This window comes from Enterobacter sp. AC1, assembly GCF_050434705.1.
Lineage (GTDB): Bacteria > Pseudomonadota > Gammaproteobacteria > Enterobacterales > Enterobacteriaceae > Enterobacter > Enterobacter cloacae_L.
Genome location: NZ_JBNDIZ010000001.1, coordinates 954,092 through 980,129 on the forward strand (window position 1 = coordinate 954,092; position 26,038 = coordinate 980,129).

General features: G+C 55.7%; 18 protein-coding genes, 1 other RNA gene and 1 pseudogene. 7 read left to right on the top strand and 13 right to left on the bottom strand.

What is annotated here, in order from left to right; genetic code table 11:
- The first annotated feature begins 126 nt into the window (after positions 1-126).
- Positions 127-2,277, top strand: coding sequence for a formate dehydrogenase subunit alpha (gene fdhF, locus M2433_RS04585; protein ID WP_429053045.1), 2,151 nt, complete (start codon positions 127-129; stop codon positions 2,275-2,277).
- A gap of 42 nt (positions 2,278-2,319) precedes the next feature.
- Here the strand turns inward: fdhF and fliB are convergent, their stop codons facing one another.
- The 7 genes from fliB to M2433_RS04620 all read right to left on the bottom strand — a co-directional run bounded on the left by fliB (position 2,320) and on the right by M2433_RS04620 (position 9,851).
- Positions 2,320-3,537, bottom strand: a complete 1,218-nt coding sequence (fliB, locus tag M2433_RS04590; RefSeq protein WP_429053046.1) for a flagellin lysine-N-methylase — start codon at positions 3,535-3,537, stop codon at positions 2,320-2,322.
- Between the two features lie 107 nt (positions 3,538-3,644).
- A complete protein-coding gene (locus tag M2433_RS04595; protein WP_429053047.1) occupies positions 3,645-4,286 on the bottom strand; it encodes a helix-turn-helix transcriptional regulator in 642 nt (213 codons plus the stop codon).
- A 242-nt stretch (positions 4,287-4,528) separates the two neighbouring features.
- Positions 4,529-5,041 (bottom strand): fimbrial protein, encoded by a 513-nt coding sequence (locus M2433_RS04600; protein WP_429053048.1) that lies wholly within the window; start codon positions 5,039-5,041, stop codon positions 4,529-4,531.
- An 11-nt stretch (positions 5,042-5,052) separates the two neighbouring features.
- Positions 5,053-6,000, bottom strand: a complete 948-nt coding sequence (locus M2433_RS04605) for a fimbrial protein (protein WP_429053049.1) — start codon at positions 5,998-6,000, stop codon at positions 5,053-5,055.
- Between the two features lies 1 nt (position 6,001).
- Positions 6,002-8,542: a fimbria/pilus outer membrane usher protein gene (locus M2433_RS04610; protein WP_429053050.1), complete on the bottom strand. Its 2,541-nt coding sequence runs from the start codon at positions 8,540-8,542 to the stop codon at positions 6,002-6,004.
- Between the two features lie 44 nt (positions 8,543-8,586).
- Positions 8,587-9,264, bottom strand: a complete 678-nt coding sequence (locus M2433_RS04615) for a fimbrial biogenesis chaperone (RefSeq protein WP_429053051.1) — start codon at positions 9,262-9,264, stop codon at positions 8,587-8,589.
- 56 nt (positions 9,265-9,320) lie between these two features.
- Complete coding sequence (locus M2433_RS04620) at positions 9,321-9,851, bottom strand: fimbrial protein (RefSeq protein ID WP_429053052.1); 531 nt, start codon at positions 9,849-9,851, stop codon at positions 9,321-9,323.
- A 444-nt stretch (positions 9,852-10,295) separates the two neighbouring features.
- On the opposite strand from M2433_RS04620, the pseudogene M2433_RS04625 reads away from it, so the two are divergent.
- Both M2433_RS04625 and M2433_RS04630 read left to right on the top strand, forming a co-directional pair.
- A pseudogene (locus M2433_RS04625) lies at positions 10,296-10,954 on the top strand (helix-turn-helix domain-containing protein).
- Between the two features lie 66 nt (positions 10,955-11,020).
- The gene (locus tag M2433_RS04630) at positions 11,021-11,689 is read left to right on the top strand and encodes a helix-turn-helix domain-containing protein (protein WP_429053053.1); all 669 of its coding nucleotides are present in this window, start codon (positions 11,021-11,023) and stop codon (positions 11,687-11,689) included.
- A 4-nt stretch (positions 11,690-11,693) separates the two neighbouring features.
- On the opposite strand, the gene M2433_RS04635 is transcribed toward M2433_RS04630, so the two are convergent.
- The 3 genes from M2433_RS04635 to ydiJ form a co-directional block, all read right to left on the bottom strand.
- Entirely contained in the window at positions 11,694-11,888 is a 195-nt protein-coding gene (locus M2433_RS04635) for a YdiH family protein (RefSeq protein WP_003857766.1), read from the bottom strand.
- Between the two features lie 85 nt (positions 11,889-11,973).
- Positions 11,974-12,384: a 1,4-dihydroxy-2-naphthoyl-CoA hydrolase gene (gene menI, locus M2433_RS04640; RefSeq protein ID WP_429053055.1), complete on the bottom strand. Its 411-nt coding sequence runs from the start codon at positions 12,382-12,384 to the stop codon at positions 11,974-11,976.
- Positions 12,381-15,437 (bottom strand): D-2-hydroxyglutarate dehydrogenase YdiJ, encoded by a 3,057-nt coding sequence (ydiJ, locus tag M2433_RS04645; protein ID WP_429053056.1) that lies wholly within the window; start codon positions 15,435-15,437, stop codon positions 12,381-12,383. The genes menI and ydiJ overlap by 4 nt, the downstream gene beginning before the upstream one ends.
- Before the next feature lie 199 nt (positions 15,438-15,636).
- Here ydiJ and ydiK point away from each other — a divergent pair, with 199 nt between their 5' ends.
- Positions 15,637-16,752, top strand: coding sequence for an AI-2E family transporter YdiK (gene ydiK / locus M2433_RS04650; protein ID WP_047348843.1), 1,116 nt, complete (start codon positions 15,637-15,639; stop codon positions 16,750-16,752).
- A gap of 208 nt (positions 16,753-16,960) precedes the next feature.
- An RNA gene (rprA, locus tag M2433_RS04655) (antisense sRNA RprA) lies at positions 16,961-17,068 on the top strand.
- 5 nt (positions 17,069-17,073) lie between these two features.
- Here the strand turns inward: rprA and M2433_RS04660 are convergent.
- The 3 genes from M2433_RS04660 to ppsA form a co-directional block, all read right to left on the bottom strand.
- Positions 17,074-19,449, bottom strand: a complete 2,376-nt coding sequence (locus M2433_RS04660; RefSeq protein ID WP_429053057.1) for a glycoside hydrolase family 3 N-terminal domain-containing protein — start codon at positions 19,447-19,449, stop codon at positions 17,074-17,076.
- Positions 19,450-19,452: 3 nt separating this feature from the next.
- On the bottom strand, positions 19,453-20,853 hold the full coding sequence (locus tag M2433_RS04665; protein WP_429053058.1) for an MFS transporter: 1,401 nt from the start codon (positions 20,851-20,853) through the stop codon (positions 19,453-19,455).
- A gap of 233 nt (positions 20,854-21,086) precedes the next feature.
- On the bottom strand, positions 21,087-23,465 hold the full coding sequence (gene ppsA / locus M2433_RS04670) for a phosphoenolpyruvate synthase (protein ID WP_429053060.1): 2,379 nt from the start codon (positions 23,463-23,465) through the stop codon (positions 21,087-21,089).
- Between the two features lie 335 nt (positions 23,466-23,800).
- On the opposite strand from ppsA, the gene ppsR reads away from it, so the two are divergent.
- Both ppsR and aroH read left to right on the top strand, forming a co-directional pair.
- The gene (gene ppsR / locus M2433_RS04675; RefSeq protein WP_429053061.1) at positions 23,801-24,634 is read left to right on the top strand and encodes a posphoenolpyruvate synthetase regulatory kinase/phosphorylase PpsR; all 834 of its coding nucleotides are present in this window, start codon (positions 23,801-23,803) and stop codon (positions 24,632-24,634) included.
- Positions 24,635-24,786: 152 nt separating this feature from the next.
- On the top strand, positions 24,787-25,833 hold the full coding sequence (gene aroH / locus M2433_RS04680; protein WP_429053062.1) for a 3-deoxy-7-phosphoheptulonate synthase AroH: 1,047 nt from the start codon (positions 24,787-24,789) through the stop codon (positions 25,831-25,833).
- The last annotated feature ends 205 nt before the right edge of the window (positions 25,834-26,038 follow it).

Consider the following 26,038-nt stretch of genomic DNA (forward strand, 5'->3'; position numbering starts at 1 on the left):
GCGCCCTCCCCACATAACATCCTGTAAAATCTGCAAAGTCTACCTGGCACGGATCCTGCTTACCTCCGTTTACGGGACTGGGTTTTCCAGTCAACTTTGCTTCATTTCTTAACAGGTCTGTTATTGATGAAAAAGATCGCCAGCGTCTGCCCGTACTGCGGTGCAGGCTGTAAACTAAACCTTGTCGTTGAAAATAACCGTATCATCCGTGCCGAAGCGGCAGAGGGGGTCACAAACCAGGGCACCTTGTGTCTGAAAGGATTTTACGGCTGGGACTTCCTCAACGATACCCGTCTGCTCACCCCGCGCCTGACTCAGCCGATGATCCGCTACCACAAGGGCGAGGCATTCACGCCCGTTACCTGGGAAGAGGCTATCCGCTACACCGCCCACAGGCTCAGCAGCATTAAAGCGCAGCACGGGCCACGGTCGATCATGACCACCGGCTCCTCCCGCGGAACCGGCAATGAAACAAACTATGTGATGCAAAAATTTGCCCGCGCGGTGCTGAACACCAACAACGTGGACTGCTGCGCGCGCGTCTGTCACGGCCCTTCCGTGGCCGGTTTGCAGGAAACGCTCGGCAACGGCGCAATGAGCAATTCAATCAACGATATTGAACACTCAAAATGCCTGCTGGTATTTGGCTATAACTGCGCGGACTCTCACCCTATCGTCGCCCGGCGCGTGCTGAAAGCGCGTGAAAACGGCGCAAAAATTATCGTCTGCGATCCGCGACGCATTGAAACGGCGCGTATTGCGGATCAGCATCTGCAGCTGAAAAACGGCAGCAACATGGCGCTGGTCAACGCCTTTGGCTACGTGCTGCTGGAAGAGGAGCTGTACGACAAAAGCTACGTGGCGCGCTTTACGGAGGGGCTTGAGGCCTACCGGCAGACGGTGAAAGACTATGCGCCGGAGAAGGTCGAACATATCACCGGGATTGCCGCCCGCGACGTTCGCCAGGCAATGCGTACCTTCGCGGCGGCCCCTTCCGCCACCGTGATGTGGGGAATGGGCGTGACCCAGTTTGGTCAGGCCGTCGATGTGGTAAAAGGGCTTTCCAGCCTGGCGCTGCTGACCGGCAACCTCGGTCGCCCAGCCGTCGGCGTCGGTCCCGTGCGCGGTCAAAATAACGTACAGGGTGCCTGTGATATGGGCGTGCTGCCGAATATGTTCCCCGGCTATCAGGATGTGACCGATCCGGCGGTCAGGCAAAAGTTCGCCGATGCCTGGGGAATTGACGTCAACAGGATGGACGATCGGGTCGGAACGCGCATTACCGAAGTGCCTCACCTTGCGCTGGAAGGCAAGGTCAAAGCCTATTACATCATGGGAGAAGACCCGCTTCAGACAGAGGCCGACCTCGGCCTGGTGCGCAGCGGTTTTGAAGCGCTCGATTTTGTCGTGGTTCAGGACATCTTTATGACCAAAACGGCAGAGGTGGCGGACGTTCTGCTCCCTGCCACCTCCTGGGGTGAACACGGCGGCGTCTTTACCTGCGCCGACCGTGGGTTCCAGCGTTTTGGTAAAGCCATTGAGGCCAGCGGCAACGTGAAGCGCGACTGGGAAATCATCAGCCTGCTCGCCACCGAGATGGGCTACCCGATGCATTATGACTCCAACCAGCAGATCTGGGATGAGATGCGCGAGCTGTGCCCGCTCTTCTTCGGCGTGACGTATGAAAAAATGGGCGAGATGGGCCACGTGCAATGGCCGTGCCCGACGCTGGATCATCCGGGAACACCGTACCTGTACAAAGACAATCAGTTCGACACGCCGAGCGGTAAAGGGCAGCTCTTTGCCGCACCGTGGCGTGCGCCGGCGGAAACCCCGGATGCGGATTTCCCGCTGGTGCTCTGTACGGTACGCGAGGTGGGGCACTACTCCTGCCGCTCCATGACCGGGAACTGCGCCGCGCTGCAAAGCCTGGCCGATGAGCCGGGTCGGGTGCAAATGAACCCTGCCGATGCGGACAAGCTGGGCATTACTGACGGGCAACTGGTCTGGGTGCGTTCGCGTCGCGGCAAAGTGATTACCCGCGCCAGCATCAGCGAACGCATCAACGCCGGAGCCGTCTATATGACCTATCAATGGTGGATTGGTGCCTGCAACGAGCTGACCCAGGATAACCTCGACCCTATCTCCAAAACCCCGGAAACGAAGTACTGCGCGGTGCAGCTGGAGGCGATTGACGACCAGCGCTGGGCGGAGGATTACGCGGCGTCTGCGTACCAGTCCATGAAGTCGCGGCTGATTAGCGCGGTGAATGTGTAAGGAAAAGAGGCTCACAAAGTGAGCCTCTGACACGTTGAACGTTTATCCAATCAACAACAGGCAGGATAAATCATCGCCGCCATTGATCTTATCTATCGCAAAGTCCATGCGCGCATCGATGGTGCTATTGTGCATGGTCTTTTCTGAAAGGCTGGCGATGGTTTTCATCACGACCTGCTGGTCGATTTCACCCTGCATCGATTTTACGCTGAGAATGAATTTCACGTAGAAAAAGTCCAGCACCATGCGATAAAACTGACGCATCACGGTTGCCGTATTTTTGCCGGGGAAATGGCTATTGTAGAGTTTATACAGCAGATAATTACGTAACACGTAAGGCTCTGATAAACAGGATGCCTCACACAATTTATGCCACTGCTGATTAATCTTGTCGAATTTCGCCTCCAGTTCACCGGCGTCGTCTGAACCGGCCATATTCAGATACGAGGCAATTTGCTGATGCCCTTCAAGAATAAAACCGTCCCTGACCGAATCTTTCGCCACGTTGGTCCCCATCACGGACAAGGCCAGATATTTCATCGCGTTTGAATTGGCCAGATTACCGGAATCGATCATCGACTTTCCGCTCTGAAGTTCATTGCGTAACGCCTCGTAGAAATTTTCCACTTCAGCAAATTTATTATGCAAATCAAAGTTAACGTGCTGAAGGCAGAGAATAAACTGTGCCAGCGCCATTAAATTCTCTTCAATGTTGCGTGAAGGCGACTGGATTAAATTCCAGGCAAAAAGATGGATCACCTGCTGCGTCTGCGAGACAGACTGACGCTGCCCAATCAGGTTTGTTTTGTAGCGCGCCACGAGCTCATCCTGCTCCTGAAGCAGCATGGCATCCGGGTCAAACAGCACGCGTCGCACCACTTCCGGACAGGAGAGCGTCATCGTATGTCGCGTCTCATCCTGATAGCGGGTTGAATTCCGGGGATAGGTGCTACAGGTATGCGAGAGCGCCTCTTCCCCTAAATCGCGGTGCACCATGCAGAGCTTGTTTTCATCGATAAAAGGACAGTCGCCCTTTTCGTTGAGCCTGACTCTGGAATAGTTGCTCTTGCCCTTTCGCTGAAGAATGAGATTCTCTTTGGCAATGGCGGCAATCTCTGCGTGTGAGGAAAGGACATATTTCTGGTGGGTTTTCTTATCAATACCGATCGTCCAACCCCGACAGCATGACATTAAGCACTCTGGCCCAACACACTGAAACTGAGTGACAAAAATCGGCTTGATGGTTTTATGAATTTGCATAGCGAAGGCGTCATTATATAAAGCATAAAAAGTACCATGACGCGAACGCTATTCTATAGGTGTATAACCGTGCACTATGTTTTGTAATTCACTGCATAAAAAACACATTACCCGTAATTATTGACCAGATAGTCACGCAGCATGTTTGGGTGATTGTTCTTCTCCACCATTTTGCGAATCAGCGCCATCAGTTCAAAATCACTTCGCAGATTGAATTTCTGCATCATCATATATTTATGCGTAAAAACGGTTTTATCGCTCATTTTCAGCACACGGGCGATCTGCACCACCGATAGTCCCCTGTAAAAATTCCCCATAATGCGAATTTGCTGCGGTGACAGGGTTTTATACTGACACTCGAAGCAGCTAATTTTATTCCAGGTATAACCGGGTGACTGCGTGCTATGCCAGGCGATAAACAGCACCTGGCTTAGATGATCGAGCGAGGCGCTGCGGGGAATAAAAATAATATCCTGAAAACAGGACGGCAATGCCGAGAAACGCAGGGAATCCTCAACCAGCCCTATCACGATACCTTTTTGTCGCGACTGTAACTCAGGAAAACAGGTGAGCGTCTCTCCCTGACATAGCGTAATAACGACAATATCCGCCGCACTGACGTTATCGTGGCTAAGCTCAACGCCAAAATGGATCTGCCGCTTAAAATTGCGCCAGAAAAATTCCATAAAGAAACGCTGCAGCCCATGGTGAAAAAATTGATCTGTCTCTTGAATCAGGATATTCAGCATAGCGAGTACCAATGTCTGTTAATCAATAAGGCTTATACCCAAATAATTCGAGTTGCAGGACAAAACGGCTTGCCGTTTTGAACAGCGCTTGCGCTGGCCCCAAAGGGGCGAGGCCACAGGCCGAGTAACGCGGCAAGGGAGTGAATCCCCAGGAGCTTACATAAGTAAGTGACTGGGGTGAACGAGTGCAGCCAACGCACATGCAACTTGAAGTATGACGGGTATATCAACACGCTTGTGTCTTAGTTGTATTGCATCGTCATGACAACAACTGCACGGATACTCCCCGGCGTCGCGCCACCGCTAACCGATTTAACCGCAGCCTGCATGGCCATGGTGGCGGTTCTGTCTGCCGCAATATTTTGCGTTATGCTGGAACCCGATCCCTTTAGCGTGCCCGTTCCGGCCTCACGCATGGCAACCGCCACATTTTTCGCCGAGCCGCTGTTTATATAGTAGTCCGCGCCAGCCACGGAATCGGGCGTGCCGGTAAACGACACCGTCACGCTGCGCGTCCCTACCGGACACTGGGTAAACAGCAGGTTAAAAGGTACCGGATCGGATGAAGACCCCGGCGTCGCCATATTGGTGGCCTGTATATTCCCGAGGTTAATATCCATACTGGTGCTTCCGCCGTTAAAGATACAGGGCGAGGCAACGATATTTCCCGTGACGCCAAGATTTACGCTGTCAGCAGCGAAAGCGTGCCCGCAGAATAAAAGCAGAATAAGCCCGCGCTGATAATGTATTTTCATCGTTCCACCCGTTACTGATACGTCAAATTAAGCGTGGCGGACGCATTCGCGGAGCCGGACTCGACGGAGGTTGATGTCTGATAATAACGCGCCGTTAACGGGAGCGTCTCTTGTCCACCCGCAGACTGTTTGAGCAACAGACGGCTATTTAATGCCAGCGGCGTACCGTTATATAAAAGCTGCACGCCAACACCTTTTGCCGTGCCGGCACTCCCCTGTCCCGTTAAGGCCATAACGCTGGTATTTGCACTGTCGGGATTCTGTATTCCGCTGAGCGAGACCGTAATATTGGTGCCAGCGCTGCAGGTTAACCCCAGGTTTTGCGTATTCTGCGCCACGCCCGGCGTGGTCCCCACCACGGTACCAAAGGCGGATGCGGAAATATCACCGATCGGAAACGTCAGCTGCGGCGTATTGATCGTGCATGCCAGGGCGTTGATGGTTCCGCCGGTAAGCTGCTCGGTCAGCCCGTCACGATAAACACCGTCGCTGCCCTGGATCGTCACCACGCCGATGACCCCCGGCGTTAAGGCACCGGATGACACCGGCCCGGTCACCACCAGCTCAACCCGACCGCCGTACCAGTCCACATAAGAGGTCTGCGCACTGTAAGAGAACGTATTGCTTGGGTTCTCGAAATAGGCATTCGATGAAAACCGAATACCTATGCCGCTGACGCTGGTGTTATACACATGATTGCCGTAGCTGCTCAGCGTGGCGTTGTTATACCGCATGCTAAAACCCAGCATTAGCGGATTGGTACATCCGGTAAGATAGGAGCTCGTATACGTTCCTGCGCCGGAAAAAATCACCGTGCCGACAGGTGCATCACGTTGAACATTAATTGTTCCCACCGACAGCGTCGACAGCTGCGGCACGATCGTCGTGCAGGTCCCGGCCCTGGCCACTTGCCAGCCGCACAGACAACACAGCAGTAAAATAACGTTGATTACCTTCATATTAATGCTCCTGGCGACACGTGACGCTAATGTCAGCGATGCCACCATATTGAGATCCTTGCGGCAGATTAAAATCCGCCCGACACTGCTGGTGGGATTGCGTCCCCCATGTCGCGAGAACGGTGCCCTGTTCACGCAGGCCGGTTAAATACACCTGACCGCGATCGCCGACGATAAAACTGCTGCTGGCATCGCCCTCCAGCGTGACCACCGCGCCAAAGGGCACAACGCGGTTATTGTCCCTTAAGGTCATCAACGCCCGACGTCCCACTTTGGAGCGATAATCCGCTTTCACGACCGCACCGCGTGTCGGCGTGACCGTGCGCGTGTTGATCTCCAGCTCCACATCATCAGGCATATTCTCGGGATCGAGGGCGAGATCGTTTTTCCGGTACACGGAGAGGTTATTTACCACCGTATAGCCCCGGTAATCCGTACGCACGCCAGCCTGATTGCGAATATTGACGCCGTGCGCGCCAGGAGCTTTGATTAACGCGTTGGTTTCTCCCAGCGGCTGAGACAGCGTAATGCCGTCAGCATGCGCGAGGATGCCGCCCTGCAAACCATAATTCAGGCGCTCGCTACTGCTGTCGTAGCCATAGCCCGCCGTGACCTCGCCGTATGTGCCTTTATAGTCGCCGTTCATATTGCCGGTATAACCCACGCCATCCGTGCCGTAACCCTGCTGGATATTCCAGTTCAGGGCGCTGTTTTCGAGAGCAACCCCGTTCATGCCGAGACCGTGCGTTGTGCCATTATTCTGACTGGCGTTCAGGCCATAGTTGGCCCACGTCTGCGGCTGAAAGGTGTCCAGCGGCACGCTGACGGTAAACGCCAGAAGCTGGTCGCGATCGTAGGCTTTTGTACTTCCGCTAGCGGAAGACGCCGGGGTGCCATTTTTACTGTATGTCCAGGTCACGCCATAGCTGATGTTGTGCCAGTAGTTGTTGTAACCCACACTCCAGGACGCCATTGATCTGGCAGCATTCCAGTAATCTTCCCGCGCGGCGCTGAGCGTCAGCGCGCCCAGGTCACCACCCAGCGTCTGGCTCATCGTCAGCTCCACGCGATTGCGCCGTCTTTCCTGAAGCGCGCTGCTGTCCCCGAAGGAATCCAGCACTTCCTGCATCCCGTAATAGCCACGTGTTGAATACCGGTATCCTGCAATCGAAAAATTCGTGCCGGTATTCAGCAGGTTCTTGCTGTAGCGCGCGCGCAAGGACTGCCCCTGCGTCTTTGCGATACCGTCCGGTTTCGACCAGGCCTGGGTGATATCCGCGGAAAGCGCGCCGAAATCCCCCATGTTTTTACCTACCCCGAGCGCAAGCGACCGGTACTTGCCGGAGCACTGCACGCCGCCATAGAGCGTGATGCCATCCCGCAGACCATGAATCGCGGTAATCTGCCCGAACGGGGTTTTCTCCACGCTGCTGTTATAAGCGCGATACTGTCCTGCAGAGAGGGCATATTTCAGTCGCCCTTCGCGCTGCAATACCGGTACCGAGGCATACGGCAGCGTGAAATGCTGCTCGCTGCCGTCCGCCTCTTTGATGGTCACGTCTAAGTCGCCCGCGCCGCCAGTGGGGTACATATCGGTAATCTCAAACGCGCCCGGTGCCACATAGCTTTGGTAGATCTGATAGCCATTCTGGCGGATCACAACCTGCGCATTGGTACGGGCAATCCCGCGAACCACAGGCGCATAGCCCTTCAGGGAATCCGGCAGCATGTCATCGTCCGACGCCAGCTGGACGCCGCGAAACGGCATGCTGTCAAAGACATCTGCCGGCGCGGAACTGTCCCCGACGGTCAGCTGCGCTTTCAGCGGGATCACGGCGCGTTGCAGGTAGCTGTAGACCGTGTCCCATCGATCTTTTCCGGAAGTATCCCGCGACCAGGTAGTGTAGTTGCGTAAACGCCATGGCCCGACATTGATCCCCGGACGCAGGTTCGCATACTGGCTGTTGCTGCTGGCCCGCTCCCCCGTTTTCGCCCGGCTAGTCGCCCCGCTCAGGCTGTAATTAAGCATGGCTACGGTTATCCCTTCATCCCACATCTGCGGGGGTACATAGCCTCTCGCCGGCAGATCGATGGCTGCCTGAGGGATGCTGAGCACCAGGCGCAGGGCGCTAAACTGGAAATCCGCACTGGCCTGCGGTATCGCCTGAAGATTGACACATTCGCCCTGTTCCGCGCTGAGTGAGGGAAATAATGCGGTTTTTACCCCCCACCGTTTTAATTGTTCAATACTCAGACACGGCTGCAATATATCATCGCCGTTCGCGTTTTTGCCCACGGTAAAGCGAATATCCCCCGTCTCCACTAATGCGTCATCAACAATAATATCGACATGGTAGTTTCCCGGCGCCTGAGAGCCTGATTCAAAAGCCGACAAATCGGCTTTATCCATGCCGGGATTGTCCAGCTCAATCAGATCCGTGTTAAATGCCATACTGGCACAGAGCGACGAAGAGGATCCGGCAAACGCCAGGGCGATAAATGTCGCCAGGCGCGCGGGCCGCATCCTGTTTATTACTTTCATGACGAATTACCTGATGAATACGGGCGTTGCCGTTTGCTAATACATTACAAACTGGCCTGATGTAAAACGCCGGGACTGCCATAGTCGTTAATGATTTTAAACGTGAGGGAATTTCCCCTGGCCTCATTTGGTAATGCAAACCGGGCTGAAGCGCCGGGTAAAACATACGTCACGTCATCCACTTTTTTTCCCGCCAGCGTAATTTCATTAAAATTAATGACGAATTGCGTAGGGTTTTTAACCTCGAGGTTATTCCCGATTCGTTGCCAGGTTAATTTACTGGCCTGTTCCTCTGGTGTTGACGCCCGGAGACCTTCCGGACGGTAAATCAATTTGATGCGGGTTTTCACTGCAATTTGCAGGGAGTTCGTCTGTTTTGAGGCCGATGGGATCGCTTTAATATTCAGCCAGAACAGACTTTCCCGCTCCTGCGGCAGTGCGCCCGTCATCACAATTCGCTCAATGTTTTTTTGCCCACCGTCCAGTCGATATAATGGCGGTGTAATAATAAAAGGCGCTTTACCTGAGTTCCCTTCCTGCATATCTATCCATGACTGAATTAAATAAGGCGCACTGTCAGGGTTATTTATGCTTATTGACGCTTCTTTTTTAGCCCCATCGAATATGAGACGGGTGCCGCCAATAATGACGCCGGCGCTGGCTGTGGTCAGCGTGAGTGCAGACAGCACCAGGGCCAGTCCTGTTATTGTGATAAAACGCATGATAAACCTCATACAACAAAGGGGCCGGGTTGGCCCCTTAATGATTCTGCAAACTGTCAGTTGTAGACCACTGAGAAGTTAGCGACAGAGTTTGCCGGGCCGGCGGTGACTGTCGCTGCGGTGGAAATATACTGGGCATAGAAACTCAGGGTATTATCCGCCGTGCTGCTCAGCGCATAGCTATAGCCGTTGCTGCCGTGAAGCGGGAGATCCGCTTTATCTGCCGTCATCAGGTTAATGGCCACCCCGGAAGCCGCCCCCGCCGCGGACGAATCAATCGCCAGCAGGCTGGCATTGGTGGCATCCGGCGTACCATCAAAACGCACTTTGGCGCTGGTAACCGTTACCGGGCAGTTTTTCAACACAATATTAAACTGCGTTGCTGCCGTTCTGGCGCCGGTGGCCGGGAATTCCGTTTTATAATAATCCCCTAATACCACGACCTGATTCTGAGAAGCGACATCCACATCGCAGGCGGAATCCAGAATATTACCGTTAAAATTAACGGTACCGGCGGCGGCGAAAGCGTGCGTCGTTGCCAGAGCGGAGCCGATTGCCAGCATTGCTATCATCATTTTATTTTTCATAAGTAAATCCTGTGTCACTTTATTTATTACAGAAATCCAGACAAAGCGGTTTAATGGTGTTCACGCCCGCTCTATCTTGTCATTTATATATTGCCAGGGGCCCATTAAATAACGTCGCTTCGCAGCTCGGGTTAAACATTCCGGGTTAAGCCTGCTGACGAGTAAAATTTATACAACTCTTTTTCGGCGCACAATCTCTTTGAGGTCTAGCTGTAGACCACGGTTTAACAAAATCAAAACAATTTTCTTTGGAATTACCTTAACACCGTTATTACGGGTCTACTTTTAGACCCGTAAAAGACAACCTTAAAATTCATATAATTAGGACCACAACATCTTGCAGTCTATTTTTAGACCTTTCGCAAATATTCCACGACCTGCTGTTTTTTAAGATAATTCTTTATGCCGATCAAAAAATGATCGCATCCGTAAGTGAGGTATCTAATGAACACCCGAATGGCTCCCGAAGTCGATATTGAAAAAAAACCGGTGCTGACTGCAAAACCCTATAAGCACATCGAGAAATTAATTAATACCCTTCTTCCCCTGACTGAAAGACGCATACTGTCCAGAGGGGAAGTGGTTCACTATTACCATCACGACGACCGCCAGTGTTTTTACTCCTGCAGGGCAGCGTAGCACTGCACCGTCGGGGAGATGGCATTGTATTAAATTCTGAGTCCTCGCCGTTCATTCTCGGCGTCAGCAGCCAGTTCTCGTCAGAACACCTGTACGTCAGGGCGCTGGAGACCTCTGAACTTGCGGCCGTTTCGCTGGAGGGTTTTAATCGTCTGGTTGCGCAACACAATTTATGGGAGCCCTTTTCGCATCTGCTGATCTATACCGCCTCGCGGGTCTACGAGCACTGCTCGCGGATCTCCCAGATGTCGGCCTATGACATCATCCGTTTTCAACTGGTGGAATTGATGCAGGAGCCGGAAGCAATACGGATGAACATCACGGCGGCTGCGTATATTCAAAGTCGAACCTGGCTGTCGCGCAGCGGGATTATGCGGATCCTGGCCGAACTGCGCACCGGGAAGTACATTACAATGGAGCGCGGCGTGCTGCTTGATGTGCACCATTTACCGAGGAAATACTGACCCCGGTGGTGCCGGGAATGACGAGTAACGCTATAATCAGAAAGATGATTCTTTCAGGTTCAGGTTATGTCCTCCACAGAAAAGCCGCATCGTGGCTCCCCTTATGCACAAGAGCTGATTACTCACTTACAACCTTATTCTGCCATTCGTAACACCGGTCGCGGGGAGCAGCTGGCTCTGGTGGTCAACGGCCAGGGGATGAGTTATTTGATCCTGGACGGCACCGTGGCCATTTACCGACGCAGCGACAATCTGATGCTGTCGACGGCGAAAAGCCCGGCATTTTTTGGAATGGCCAATCTGAATGACATCTTTTTTGACGACTACCTGAAAACGGTGACCCCCTGCAGGATCGGCACGTTGCCCACCGGGCAGCTCAATGCCATTATTCAGGAGAAAGCGCTGTGGGGGCTGCTGTCAAACCATCTGATGTTCATGTACAACCGGCTCTACAACACCGTCATGCCAAAAGGTGCCCCAACGGCCTATGAAATGATTCGCCAGCAGCTGATGTTATTGATGAATGAAGATGAGTCTTACCGCCTGGGGATTACCGCTGAACGCTACATTCGCGACAAGACCCAGCTTTCCCGTAGCGGCGTGATGCGCATTCTGGCGGATTTAAAACCGGCGGATTTATCGAAATGGAAGAAGGCAGGCTTATCAGAATCAACAAACTCCCTGCCCGATACTGAATTTCAGACACAAAAAAGGCCGCTGTCGCGGCCCTTTTAATCTCTCAATGGACGTGAACGCCCAACCGCCAGGCAAAGTAGATCTCTTCTTTCAGCTCATTCGAAGAGAGCGCCAGCAAATCTGTAAATTCCAGCTCAAGCTGTTTCAGCTTTTTCAGGTACTGCGCCGGAGACAGGTTGCTTTTATCGCGACGTAAATATTCAATTGCCAGCTGTGTTGGGGTTATTTCAGTATCCATGATGTCCTCGCTTATGTACAAAACCTGACCAGTATATCACAAGCCGCTGGCTAGTTTTTGACCAAAGGCAAAACATCTGAAAACTTTACACAACCGCCGTGGTCAGTCGCGACGAGCAGCACAGGCGATCCTGCTCATCGAGAATATCTATCTGCCACACCTGATGGCGGCTACCGGCGTGCAGGGCGCGACAAACGCCGCGCACGCGCCCGCTGCGCACCGAGCGAATATGGTTAGCGTTAACCTCAAGCCCGACAACCTTCTGCTCCCCTTCGGTGCAGAGATACCCCGCCACCGAGCCCAGCGTTTCGGCCAGCACGACGGATGCGCCGCCGTGCAATAAACCAAACGGCTGATGGGTGCGACGATCGACGGGCATGGTGGCCTCAATCTCATCGTCGCCAATGCGGATGAACTGGATACCCAGCAGCCCCACCATATTTCCCTCGCCCATAGCGTTCAGCGCCTGCAGCGTGACGGCACGTTTCCAGATCATCCAATTATCTCCAGTAAAGCCTGCAATGGGTGACGCACGCCGTTACCTTCGACCCGTTTTACCTGACTGCGGCAGGAGTAGCCCGTCGCCAGGCAGCGGTTTCGCGGCAAACGCTGCATCGCCTGATGCCAGGACAGCTCATAGATGCCGAGCGAGTTGGCGTGGTTTTTCACTTCGTGCCCGTAGGTGCCGGCCATCCCGCAGCAGCCCACGTTGACGCTCTCCAGCTTCGCGCCGAACCGGGCAAAGACGGACGCCCACTGGCCGGGTGCGCCCGGCAGCGCGGTCACTTCCGTGCAGTGGCCGAACAGATACCACGGTTCACCGCTGACATCCTGAACCGCTTTGTCGTCCAGGGCCATCGGCAGCCACTCGTGCACCAGCATCACGTTGAAATCGCCGCGCTTATCGCCCAGCGTCTGCCTGTATTCATCGCGATAGCAAAGCACCAGCGCCGGATCGACGCCGACCATCGGTATCCCCAGCTGCGCCACGCGGTTTAAGAAGTCAGCCGTTTTCCGCGCGGTCTTTGCAAAGCGCGTCAGGAAGCCTTTAATGTGCTGCGCCTTGCCGTTCGGTGAGAACGGCAGTACCACCGGCTGATAGCCCAGCTTCTCCGACAGGCGGATGAAATCCGCAACCACCTGCGCATCGTAGTAGCTGGTAAAAGGATCCTGCACCACCAGCACCACGTTCGCTTTTTGCTCAGGGGTCAGCGCCTCCAGCTGTTCCAGGGTCATGTTCGCCGAACGATGACCGACGAGCTGGCGCTGCAGAGACGGCACCGACAGCAGCGGGAGATCGACCATCCCAATGTGTTTTTCGGAGAGCTTGCGCACCAGCGGCTGGTTGATAAAGAAGTTAAAGGTCTTTGGCGCACGCGCCATCAGCGGCGCGTAGCTTTCTACCGTCGCCACCAGATGATCCCGCACCGGACGCAGATAGCGCGTGTGGTAAAGCTGCAGGAAGCGCGAGCGGAACTCCGGCACGTCGATTTTAATTGGGCACTGGGTTGAGCAGGCTTTACAGGCCAGACAGCCGGACATCGCCTCTTTCACCTCGTGGGAGAAATCGTACTCGCCCTTGTTGGCATGCCAGCTGTTGCGGGTGCGCTCGATCAGCGAGCGCAGGCTGGCCCGTTTTTCCGGCAGCTCCTGCTCCAGCTTGAGCGGATCAACCCCGCGGTCGGCCAGCAGACGCAGCCATTCGCGCACCAGCGTCGCCCGCCCTTTCGGAGAGTGGATACGGTTGCTGGTGATTTTCATCGACGGGCACATCGGGCTTTTCACGTCAAAGTTAAAGCACAGGCCGTTGCCGTTGCACTCCATCGCGCCGCGCCATGAGGATCGCACCGCAATCGGGATCTGCCTGTCGTACGTGCCGCGCTTGACGGCGTCCACCTGCAGCATCGGGGCATCGACGCCTTCCGGCGGACAGATTTTACCCGGGTTAAGGCGGTTATGCGGATCAAACGCCGCCTTCACCTTGCGCAGCTCCGCGTAGAGCTGTTCGCCGAAAAATGCCGGGCTGTATTCCGCGCGGAACCCTTTCCCGTGCTCGCCCCACAGCAGACCGCCGTATTTGGCGGTTAAGGCCACCACATCGTCGGAGATCTGCTTCATCAGGATCTCCTGCTGCGGGTCGCACATATCCAGCGCCGGACGCACGTGCAGTACCCCGGCATCAACGTGGCCGAACATGCCGTAGCTCAGGCCGTGGCTGTCCAGCAGGGCGCGAAACTCAACGATATAATCCGCCAGATTCTCGGGCGGAACGCAGGTATCTTCGGCAAACGGAATCGGCTTCGCTGCGCCTTTCGCATTGCCGAGCAGGCCCACGGCTTTTTTACGCATCGCATAGATACGCTCGATACCGGCCAGGTCGTTACAGAGCTGCCAGCCGATTACGCCGCCTTCGCCCTGGGCAATCAGCTCATCCAGCCGCTGGCAGAGCGTGGTGACCTGGCGCTCAATCAGCTCCGCATCGTCGCCAGCAAATTCCACAATATTGAGACCCAGCATCTCTTTATCCGGCACGTCGGTAATCAGCTCGCTTACGGAGTGCCAGACAATGTCTTCCCGGGCCAGATTGAGCACTTTAGAGTCGACGGTTTCCACCGACAGCGCCTGCGCTTCCACCATAAACGGCGCATTGCGCAGCGCAGAGTCGAAGGAATCATATTTGACGTTCACCAGCCGACGCACCTTCGGCAACCGGGTGATATCCAGCCGCGCCTCTGTGATAAACGCCAGCGTCCCTTCGGAGCCGGTCAGCACGCGGGTTAAATCAAACTGGGTCAGGTCGTCGTTGAATACGTGACGCAGATCGTACCCGGTCAGGAAGCGGTTCAGCCTGGGGAATTTGTCGAGGATCAGCTGACGGTTGTCACGACAGCGCTCCAGCACGGTACGATAAATACGCCCGCTGGCGGTGTTATCTTTGCCCAGCGTTTCCGCCAGCTCAACCGCCATCGGCTGGGTATCGAGGATATCGCCCCCCAGCAGAACCGCCCGCACGCCCAGCACGTGATCGGAAGTTTTTCCGTAGACCAGCGAGCCCTGGCCGGAGGCATCCGTGTTAATCATCCCGCCTATGGTCGCGCGGTTACTGGTGGAGAGTTCGGGCGCGAAGAAGTAGCCGTAAGGCTTGAGATACTGATTAAGCTGATCTTTGATAACGCCCGCTTCGACCCGCACCCAGCCCTCTTCCGGGTTGATCTCAATGATGCGGTTCATATAGCGCGACATATCAATAATGATGCCCTGGTTCAGCGCCTGACCATTGGTCCCGGTGCCGCCGCCGCGCGGGGTAAAGACCAGCGAGGCGAAGCGCTCCTGCGTGGCCAGCCGGGCAATCAGCGCGACGTCGGCCGTTGAACGAGGGAAAACGACGGCATCGGGAAGAAGCTGGTAGATACTGTTATCGGTCGCCATCGTCAGCCTGTCGGCATAGTTTGTGGCGGTATCACCTGTAAAACCCTGTTGCTCCAGTGCCTGCAAAAAATTAAGCACCAGCTGAACGACGCCAGGTGCCTGAGAAATCTGTGGGATCATGACCGTCGACCCTAATTAGAGTTGTATGAAATCGTTTGCGTGTATCTTGAAAGTTTTATCACATTTTTTTCTTATAATCTCTGCTGAATTACAGGCAGAATTCGCCTGTCAAAAACCGCTGAGATCATTAATGATTAGAGAGACGCGGTTTTCCGTTCCCGCCAGCCACGCTGGCGTTCTGTTAAGGAAAGTTTCATTTATGGTCAATCTTCGCCAGCCAAGGGATGTTGCGCAAATTTTGCTGTCGGTGCTGTTCCTGGCCCTCATGATTATTGCGTGTCTGTGGATTGTTCAACCCTTTATTCTCGGCTTCGCCTGGGCGGCGACCGTTGTCGTTGCCACGTGGCCTTTGCTGCTGCGCTTGCAGAAGCTGCTGTTCGGCCGCCGCGGGTTAGCCGTGCTGGTCATGACGCTCCTGTTATTCCTGCTGTTTATCATTCCCATCGCCCTGCTGGTGAATAGCCTGGTGGATTCCAGTGGTCCGGTTATTCGCGCCATTACCAGCGGCGACCTGACGCTGCCGGATCTCGCCTGGCTGAACAGCATTCCGCTGGTGGGTGCCAAACTCTACAGCGGCTGGCACAGCCTGCTGGAGATGGGCGGCAGCGCGCTGATGGCAAAAGTCCGCCCGTATATTGGCACCACCACCACCTGGTTTGTGGGTCAGGCGGCGCATATCGGCCGCTTTATGATGCACTGTACCCTGATGCTGCTCTTCAGCGCCCTGCTCTACTGGCGCGGCGAGCAAGTGGCTTTAGGGGTTCGTCACTTTGCCACGCGCCTGGCGGGCAAACGCGGTGACGCCGCGGTATTGCTGGCGGCGCAGGCGGTGCGTGCGGTTGCGCTGGGGGTGGTGGTCACCGCGCTGGTGCAGGCGGTGCTGGGCGGTATCGGTCTGGCCATTTCCGGCGTACCGTACGCCACCGTGTTTACCGTGGTCATGCTGATGACCTGTCTGGCGCAGCTGGGACCGCTGCTGGTGCTGGTTCCCAGCATTATCTGGCTCTACTGGACGGGTGATACCACGTGGGGAACGGTTTTGCTGGTCTGGAGCTGCGTGGTCGGCACCATGGATAACGTTATTCGTCCGATCCTCATCCGCATGGGGGCAGACCTGCCGCTCATTCTGATTCTCTCCGGGGTCATTGGTGGACTGATTGCCTTTGGCATGATCGGCCTGTTTATTGGTCCGGTGCTTCTTGCCGTCACCTGGCGCCTGTTCTCCGCCTGGGTGCATGAAATTCCGCCGCCGGCAACTGACCCGGACGTGATTTTGAGCGAACTGGAAGAGCTGGAAGAGAAAAACACGCATTAAGTTTTTTGCCGGGTGGCGCTAACGCTTACCCGGCCTACATTCCCCCGCACAATACTTTAACACTGCTAAAGTATTTATTCGTTACTCACTGGTCAGACCCGCCGTTCCTGCACTAAACATTCCTTTAACCTCAAGAAATCTTTACGTCTCTTTAACTATTGAGACGAATCCGATCGACGCTAAAAGATGACATGCCTACTATTAGCACACGGTTATAAATCAACACCTTGATTTATAAGCATGGAAATCCCCTGAGTGAAACAACGAATTGCTGTGTGTAGTCTTTGCCCATCTCCCACGATGGGCTTTTTTTTATCCTGATTACGCGCGCGTAACCTGACAGAGACTCAGCATCCGCCACGCCGCTGGCAGCACCCGCGTTTCGCCGGTCACATTCACCGTGACCACTTCACGGATATCCGCCGACGATGCGCCAACCTGCAGCTCAAATTCTCCGGGCTCAACGATGCGTTTCCCGTCCCGACGGGTAAAGTTGAACATCTCAACCGGAAGCGTAAAGGTGAGCGTGGCGGTTTCGCCCGGCGAGAGCGTGACGCGCTGGAATGCCTTCAGCTCCTGAAGCGGTCGAACCTGCGTGGCGACCTTGTCTCTGACGTAAACCTGCACCACCTCGCTGCCGCTGCGCTCCCCGGTATTGGTGATATCTACGCTCAGCGTCACCTCACCGTCAACCGGTATGCTGCGTTCAGCTACGCGGGCAGCGCCCCAGCTAAACGTCGTCCAGCCGAGGCCGAAGCCAAACGGGTAACGTGAACCGAAATGGAACGCAAACGGCGTACCGCCGCTTTTGAGCTTGTGATTGTAGTAGTACGGCATCGCGCCGGCGCTTTTCGGCACGCTCACCACCAGACGCCCCTGCGGCTCCGCACGCCCCGTTAATACGTCAGCAATGGCCCAGCCCCCTTCCTGCCCCGGTGCCCACGCCGCTATCAGCGCCGCGACCTTATCCTCCAGCCCCTGAAGGTTGTACGGACGCCCACCTGTCATCACCACAATCACCGGTTTGCCCGTCGCCACCAGCGCCTCCAGCAGCTGTTGCTGCACGCCCGGCAGGTTCAGGGAATCGGTATCGGAACCTTCCCCCACGGTGCCGCTCTGGAACAGCCCGGCGAGATCGCCCACGCAGGCCACCACCACATCACTCTCCCGCGCAGCCTTCACGGCCTCGGGGATAAGGGCGGTACTTTGCGATACCGGCGACTGCTGCATCGGTTTACCGCCGCTGTCGCCCGGGAAGACCGGCGCACCCGCCATCCGTTTTTCGATGATGTGACACCCTTTGGCATAGCGGACCTGAGAGGCACCGAGGTACTGCTCCAGCGCCGCGCGCGGGGTCGTCACCTGCGAAGTCTCTTCAACCATGTCGCTGATGATCAGGTGTACCGGGAAGCTGTAGCCGCTGAGCAACGCCAGCGGGTCGTCCGCCGTCGGCCCCACCACCGCCACGCGGGGTTTGCCGCCGAGTGGCAAAATGCCGTTATTCTCAAGCAGCGTTAACGATTTACTCGCCACGTCCCGGGCGACCTGGCGGGTCGTCTCATTTTGCAGCTCGATACCGTTTTCATCGGCATACGGCTTTTCAAACAGGCCCAGGCGAAATTTTTCGGTCAGCACGCGGCTTACAATCTCATCCACTTTCGCCATGGAAATCAGCCCACGCTCAACGGCCTCTGCAAGGTGGCGCGCGCAGTCATCCTTCGGCAGTTCGACGTCCAGCCCGGCGTTGAACGCCAGCGCGGCAGATTCGGCCGCATCGTGTGAGACTCCATGGTGCTGGTGCAGAAGGCTGACGCCGCCGTAGTCGGCGACAACGATTCCGTCGAATCCCCACCGTTCGCGCAGGACGGTGGTCAGCAGGAAGCTGTCGCTGTGCCCCGGCTGATTGTCAATATCGTGGTAGGCCGGCATCACTGACCCGGCATCGGCCAGCTTCACCGCCATTTCAAACGGCAGCAGGAAGGTGTCGTTCAGCTCGCTAAAGCCTAAATGCACCGGGGCATGGTTGCGCGCCCCCTCGCTGAAAGAGTGACCCACGTAATGTTTGAGGGTCGCCAGCAGATCGCGTTTGTCGCCCTGCAGCCCTTTCACGTAGGCGGTGGCCATCACCCCCACCAGCCAGGGATCTTCCCCGAAGGTCTCTTCGGTTCGCCCCCAGCGCACGTCGCGGGACACGTCCAGCACCGGCGCCAGCCCCTGCTGGCAGCCCACGGAGCGCGCCTCTTTGCCAATCTGCTCCGCCGCCCGCTGCACAAGCTCCGGGTCCCATGTTGAACCGTAGTTCAGCGACGACGGGAACAGCGTGGCCTCTTTGCACAACAGCCCCACCAGGCACTCTTCATGGAACAGCGCCGGAATGCCGAGTCGCGTCTCTTCCATCATCATCCGCTGCAGGCGGTTAGCGGCGCGCACGCCGGTTTTTGCGTCAACGATATGGGTGCCCAGCGGACGCGTAATCTGCCCGACGCCCAGCTTTAGCCGTTCGCTGAGCGCCGCCTGCTCGCTCACGCCGGCGAATTCGTCACTCAGATCGCTTCGCTCGCGGTGGTTGCCGTTTTCATCGAGGATCAGCCAGTACGCGTGCATCTGGGCGAACTTCTCTTCCGGGGTCATGCGCGCCAGCAAGTCGGCGACGCGCTCGTGCACGGGACGTCCCGCGTCCTTATAGATAGCTGTCATGTTTTACTCCTGTAATGCGGAAGGGATTGTTGGGTTGAGCTGCCCCGCATCGGGCCTCACCTCACGCTTGCTGGCCAACTCCCGGGCGATGGAATCCACCAGCCGGCTGTTGAGCTTGTAGATGGCCAGCAGCGCGACCATGCAGAGGAACAGCGCGCAAGGGATGAGGGTGAACAGGGCGTTGATGGTCGAGAGTACGTTCGGCGCCTGGGTTGCCTGGCCCGGAGCGTAATCCACCATGCCAAGCACCCAACCGACGACCGCTCCGCCCAGCGCCAGGCCAAATTTTATGGCAAACAGCGCGGTGGAGAACACCAGCCCATCCAGACGACGGCCGCTGCGGTGCTCTTCGTAGTCGACTACGTCGGAGAACATGGTCCACTGGAGCGGCGTGGTGAGGTTTTGCACAAAGCTGAAGACAATGTTGAGGCCAAAGATAAGCCAGACCTGCGAAGGGGGCAGGAAGAAAATCAGCGCGCCGAAAATGACGAAGGAAATAATGGTCCACTGATAGGCGCGTACGCGGTCAAATTTCCCCAGCAGCCGTTCAGATAATAATGCGCCGCTTAAGGAGGCCACCATTCCGGAAACAATAAAGGCAAAGACCAGATCCGGGCGCAACAGCACGTAGTTGACGTAATACATCGTGGCGGATCCGCGCGTTACCACCGCCGTTAACAGCAAAATATTAAACAGGAACACAATACGCCACTGGCTGTTTCCGGCCAGCAGTTTTAAATCGGTGAGCATGGAGCCGGAGGTATCACTACGCGGAGAATAACGCTCGCGGGTCATCAGGAAACAGCAGAAGAACAGCACAATTCCCAGCAGCCCCATCAGGCTCATGGCATAGAAATAGCCTTTCTGGACGTTGCCCTGACCTAACAATGAGACCAGCGGCAGGGCAATAACCGTCACAATCAGCCCGCCGATAAACGACAGGCCAAAGCGCCACGACTGCAGAGAGTGGCGCTCGCGCGGATCCAGCGTCAGCGCGCCGGGCATGGCGCAGTAAGGCACGTTAATCGCGGAGTAAATCAGGCTTAGGATCGCATAGGTCACGCAGGCATAAACGATTTTCCCCGTCGGCCCGGCGTCCGGAACATAAAAGGTAATCAGGCAGCTCACGCCAAACGGAATGGCAAACCACAGCAGCCAGGGGCGAAAACGACCGTGACGCGTCCGGGTGCGGTCGACCAGCGCGCCAATACACGGGTCGACAAACGCATCGACCACGCGCACCACTAAAAACATGGTGCCCATTATCGCGGCGGGCAATCCAAAAACGTCGGTATAGAAGTAAGCAAGAAATAACGTTGCCGTTTGCCAGACCAGCGCACTGGCCATATCACCTAAGCCATAGCCTATTTTATCTTTGGTACGCAATACAGAGGAGATTGTCATTGTAGTTTGCCTTTTTATCAGGTTAAAACGTATTTCAACCAGTTGCGCATCATTGGTAGGGAATTGCGCAGTAAGGCTCAAGTATTAGCAACGCTTTGCGCGCTAACAATTGTCTAAATTAACAGACAAATTATGATATTTGGTTTTTTACTTTATTTGTGATGGGGAGCATATTCGGGCGGAAATAAAAAAGGCGAGGAGATATCTCCTCGCCTTTATCCGTTATTAAGTGGTTATTTATTCAGTTCCGCCAGGCTCAGCCAGGTTTGCACCACGGTGTCCGGGTTCAGGGAGAGACTATCAATCCCCTCTTCCATCAGCCATGCGGCAAAATCTTCATGGTCGGATGGACCCTGGCCACAAATCCCGACGTATTTACCCTGCTTCTTCGCCGCGCGGATGGACATGGAGAGCAGCGCCTTCACCGCCTCGTTGCGCTCATCGAACAGCTCAGAGACCACACCGGAGTCACGGTCCAGACCCAGCGTCAGCTGCGTCATATCGTTTGAGCCGATAGAGAAGCCGTCGAAATGTTCGAGGAACTGTTCTGCCAGCAGGGCGTTGGACGGAATTTCACACATCATGATGATCTTCAGCCCGTTCTCGCCGCGCTTCAGACCCTGACGCGCCAGCTCGTCTACCACCGCTTTCGCCTGGTCCACGGTGCGCACGAACGGGATCATAATCTCCACGTTAGTGAGCCCCATGTCGTTGCGCACGCGTTTCACCGCGTCACACTCCAGCGCGAAACAGTCGCGGAAACTGTCGGACACGTAGCGTCCGGCCCCGCGGAAGCCCAGCATCGGGTTCTCTTCTTCCGGCTCGTAGCGCTCGCCGCCCACCAGGTTGGCGTATTCGTTAGACTTAAAGTCCGACAGGCGCACAATCACGCGTTTCGGATAGAAGGCGGCACCCAGCGTCGCGATCCCTTCGGTCAGACGGCCGACGTAGAACTCTCTTGGTGAGTCGTAGCCTTTCATCATCTCGCGGATTTCGTTCTGCAGCTTCGGATCCTGGTCGTCAAACTCCAGCAGCGCGCGCGGGTGAACGCCAATCATACGGTTGATGATAAACTCCAGACGCGCCAGGCCCACGCCTTCGTTCGGCAGGCAGGCGAAGTCAAACGCGCGGTCCGGGTTACCGACGTTCATCATGATCTTCAGCGGCAGGTCCGGCATGGTATCTACGCTGGAGCTCTTCACGCTGAAGTCGAGGATGTCGGCGTACACGTAGCCGGTATCACCTTCGGCACAGGAGACGGTCACGTTCTGCCCGTCTTTCATGCGCTCGGTGGCGTCACCGCAGCCGACAACCGCAGGGATCCCCAGCTCGCGCGCGATGATGGCGGCGTGACAGGTACGGCCACCGCGGTTGGTGACGATGGCCGCGGCCTTCTTCATGATCGGTTCCCAGTCCGGGTCGGTCATGTCGGTTACCAGCACGTCGCCGGGCTCAATGCGGTTCATCTCGCTGATGTCGTGGATCACTTTCACCGGACCGGCACCGATGCGGTGGCCAATCGCGCGGCCTTCCGCCACGATTTTGCCCTGCGCGTGCAGCGTATAACGCTCCATCACCTGACCACGTGAACGGACGGTTTCCGGACGCGCCTGCACGATAAACAGCTTGCCGGTGTTACCGTCTTTCGCCCATTCGATATCCATCGGACGGCCGTAGTGTTTTTCGATCTGCACCGCCTGCTTCGCCAGCTCTTCCACTTCGGCGTCGGTCAGGGAGAAGCGGTCGCGCTGCTCCTGCGGCACATCTTCAATTTTTACCTGCTTGCCATGCTCCTGGGTCGGGGCATAGATCATGCGGATTTTTTTCGAGCCCATGGTGCGGCGCACCACTGCCGGACGGTTAGCCGCAAGCGTAGGCTTGTGAACGTAGAATTCGTCAGGGTTTACCGCCCCCTGCACGACCATCTCACCCAGGCCCCACGCGGAGGTGATGAATACCACCTGGTCGAAGCCGGATTCGGTATCGATGGAGAACATCACGCCGGATGAGCCTACGTCCGAGCGCACCATACGCTGAACGCCAGCGGAAAGCGCGACGCCGCGATGGTCGTAGCCCTGGTGCACGCGATAGGAGATGGCGCGGTCGTTAAACAGGGACGCAAAAACGTGCTTCACCGCCACCAGCACCGCATCGTAACCCTGAACGTTCAGGAAGGTTTCCTGCTGTCCGGCGAACGAGGCGTCCGGCATATCTTCTGCAGTTGCAGAGGAACGCACGGCAAAGGAGGCCTGCGCATCGTCAGCGGAGAGCTGGTTGTACGCGTCGTGAATGGCGTTTTCCAGTTCCGGCTGGAAAGGTGTGTCGATGATCCACTGGCGGATCTGCGCCCCGGCTTTTGCAAGCTCGGTGACATCATCAATATCCGTTTTATCCAGCAGGTCGTAAATGCGCTGGTTAACACCGCTCTGGTCTAAAAACAGGTTAAAGGCATCGGCGGTGGTGGCAAATCCGTTCGGTACGGAGACACCCATACCCGACAGATTTGTAATCATTTCACCCAGGGAGGCATTTTTGCCCCCAACTCTGTCTACATCATTCATGCCGAGTTGGTTATACCAAAGCACCAGCGGTGACGAGCCATTGTTGGACATCGAAACAATCCTTTTGTGATATTTGATCGGAGTAAGAAACACCTGACTACGTATTTATACTGGCATAATTATTTCCGCTAAAAAAACGGTGAATCGTGTAAGCAATTTAAATTTTCAACTTTTCGGATACTTTCCCACCATCCAATAACCCGATGATTCCTCTATATTCAGGGATAAACCACAAAAACAAAGTCGCTATTTGAAAAATGAAATCCGCTTTTCAGGAAAATCAAAAACACCGTTTCATTTATAATTAGGACAAGTTCTTTGCTGTGTAATTATCTTTTTTAATTTATGCTTTCAGACAATTAGGTCTGATATTCAGGGTGAGTAAAATGGATAGTGCTGTCGATCGCCACGTTTTTTATATTTCTGATGGTACGGCGATCACCGCCGAGGTGCTGGGCCACGCGGTGATGTCGCAATTTCCCGTTTCGATTAACAGCATCACGCTGCCGTTTGTCGAAAATGAGAGCCGCGCCAGGGCGGTGAAGGACCAGATTGACGCCATCTTTCAGCAGACCGGCGTGCGCCCGCTGGTGTTCTACTCTATCGTCATCCCCGAGATTCGTTCCATCATCCTGCAGAGTGAAGGCTTCTGTCAGGATATCGTGCAGGCGCTGGTGGCGCCGCTGCAAAGTGAGCTTAAGCTCGACCCGACCCCTATCGCCCACCGCACCCACGGGCTTAACCCCGGCAACCTGACCAAGTACGATGCGCGTATCGCCGCCATTGACTACACCCTGGCACACGACGACGGTATCTCTCTGCGTAATCTCGACCAGGCGCAGGTGATCCTGCTCGGCGTGTCGCGCTGCGGCAAAACCCCGACCAGCCTCTATCTGGCGATGCAGTTTGGCATTCGCGCTGCGAACTACCCGTTTATCGCTGACGACATGGATAACCTGGTGCTGCCCGCCGCCCTGAAGCCGCTTCAGCACAAGCTGTTCGGCCTGACGATCAATCCGGAACGCCTCGCAGCCATCCGCGAAGAGCGCCGCGAAAATAGCCGCTACGCCTCTATGCGCCAGTGCCGAATGGAGGTCTCCGAAGTGGAAGCCCTGTACCGCAAAAACCAGATCCCGTGGCTGAACAGCACCAACTATTCCGTTGAAGAGATTGCTACCAAAATTCTCGACATCATGGGGCTTAACCGCCGCATGTACTAATATGCTAGTACATTAACTCAGATTCAGGTATCATCATCGGCAACAACGGGGCGGTGTCGCCCCGAACTTGAAATCAGCAGGGATTGGTTTAAGGTGATGCCCATCACTTCCCGGTAGTCTGCCGATGAAGCAAAAATTTTCTGAGACATTCCATGAATAAAACCGATGAACTCCGCACTGCGCGCATTGACAGCCTGGTCACGCCGGCTGAACTGGCACAGCGGCACCCTGTTTCCGCCGCCGTCGCGGAACATGTGACGGCCTCCCGCCGACGCATTGAAAAAATCCTTAATGGTGAAGACAAACGTCTTCTGGTGGTGATTGGGCCATGCTCCATCCACGATCTGGATGCCGCGATGGATTATGCAAAACGGCTCCAGGGGCTGCGGGATAAGTACCAGCATCGCCTTGAGATTGTGATGCGGACCTACTTTGAAAAACCGCGGACCGTGGTGGGCTGGAAAGGCCTGATTTCCGACCCTGACCTGAACGGCAGCTATCGCGTGAATCACGGTATCGAGCTGGCGCGCAAACTGCTACTACAGGTCAACGAACTGGGCGTGCCGACGGCGACCGAGTTTCTCGATATGGTGACCGGACAGTTTATCGCCGATCTGATCAGCTGGGGCGCAATTGGCGCACGCACCACCGAAAGCCAAATCCACCGCGAAATGGCATCCGCCCTCTCCTGCCCGGTCGGCTTTAAAAACGGGACGGACGGCAACACCCGCATCGCGGTTGATGCGATCCGCGCTGCCCGCGCCAGCCATATGTTCCTGTCGCCGGACAAGAGCGGCCACATGACCATCTACCAGACCAGCGGTAACCCGTACGGGCATATCATTATGCGCGGCGGCAAGAAGCCCAACTACCATGCGCAAGATATTGCGGCAGCCTGCGAAACGCTGGCCGAATTCGACCTGCCGGAACACCTGGTGGTGGACTTCAGCCACGGCAACTGCCAGAAGCAGCACCGTCGCCAGCTGGACGTCTGCGATGAGGTTTGCCAGCAGATCCGCAGCGGCTCAAGCGCCATTGCGGGCATTATGGCCGAAAGTTTCATTAAGGAAGGCACGCAGAAGATCGTTGCCGGACAGCAGATGGCCTACGGCCAGTCGATCACCGACCCGTGCCTGAGCTGGGAAGACAGCGAACTGCTGCTGGAGAAGCTGGCAGCTGCGGTTGATTCTCGCTTCTGATGTTATTGTCGGGTGGCGCTGCGCTTACCCGACCTACGATCCGTGCCCTTCTCCCTCTCCCTGTGGGAGAGGGTCGGGGTGAGGGCATCCAACCGCACTTCCCCCCCAAATTTGATCCCCTCACCCTTTTTTCACAAAAACGCTTGCCGTGAATTTGCAGTTTATTGATAATAATTATCATTGTTACATTGATTGTTATTTATAA

Coding starts and splice junctions, on each gene's coding strand:
- fdhF (WP_429053045.1), top strand. CDS start 127: ATGAAAAAGATCGCCAGCGTCTGCCCGTACTGCGGTGCAGGCTGTAAA.
- M2433_RS04630 (WP_429053053.1), top strand. CDS start 11,021: ATGTCCTCCACAGAAAAGCCGCATCGTGGCTCCCCTTATGCACAAGAG.
- ppsR (WP_429053061.1), top strand. CDS start 23,801: ATGGATAGTGCTGTCGATCGCCACGTTTTTTATATTTCTGATGGTACG.
- menI (WP_429053055.1), bottom strand. CDS start 12,384: ATGATCTGGAAACGTGCCGTCACGCTGCAGGCGCTGAACGCTATGGGC.
- M2433_RS04635 (WP_003857766.1), bottom strand. CDS start 11,888: ATGGATACTGAAATAACCCCAACACAGCTGGCAATTGAATATTTACGT.
- M2433_RS04595 (WP_429053047.1), bottom strand. CDS start 4,286: ATGCTGAATATCCTGATTCAAGAGACAGATCAATTTTTTCACCATGGG.
- M2433_RS04600 (WP_429053048.1), bottom strand. CDS start 5,041: ATGAAAATACATTATCAGCGCGGGCTTATTCTGCTTTTATTCTGCGGG.
- aroH (WP_429053062.1), top strand. CDS start 24,787: ATGAATAAAACCGATGAACTCCGCACTGCGCGCATTGACAGCCTGGTC.
- ppsA (WP_429053060.1), bottom strand. CDS start 23,465: ATGTCCAACAATGGCTCGTCACCGCTGGTGCTTTGGTATAACCAACTC.
- M2433_RS04610 (WP_429053050.1), bottom strand. CDS start 8,542: ATGAAAGTAATAAACAGGATGCGGCCCGCGCGCCTGGCGACATTTATC.
- ydiJ (WP_429053056.1), bottom strand. CDS start 15,437: ATGATCCCACAGATTTCTCAGGCACCTGGCGTCGTTCAGCTGGTGCTT.
- ydiK (WP_047348843.1), top strand. CDS start 15,637: ATGGTCAATCTTCGCCAGCCAAGGGATGTTGCGCAAATTTTGCTGTCG.
- M2433_RS04615 (WP_429053051.1), bottom strand. CDS start 9,264: ATGCGTTTTATCACAATAACAGGACTGGCCCTGGTGCTGTCTGCACTC.
- M2433_RS04665 (WP_429053058.1), bottom strand. CDS start 20,853: ATGACAATCTCCTCTGTATTGCGTACCAAAGATAAAATAGGCTATGGC.
- M2433_RS04605 (WP_429053049.1), bottom strand. CDS start 6,000: ATGAAGGTAATCAACGTTATTTTACTGCTGTGTTGTCTGTGCGGCTGG.
- M2433_RS04620 (WP_429053052.1), bottom strand. CDS start 9,851: ATGAAAAATAAAATGATGATAGCAATGCTGGCAATCGGCTCCGCTCTG.
- fliB (WP_429053046.1), bottom strand. CDS start 3,537: ATGCAAATTCATAAAACCATCAAGCCGATTTTTGTCACTCAGTTTCAG.
- M2433_RS04660 (WP_429053057.1), bottom strand. CDS start 19,449: ATGACAGCTATCTATAAGGACGCGGGACGTCCCGTGCACGAGCGCGTC.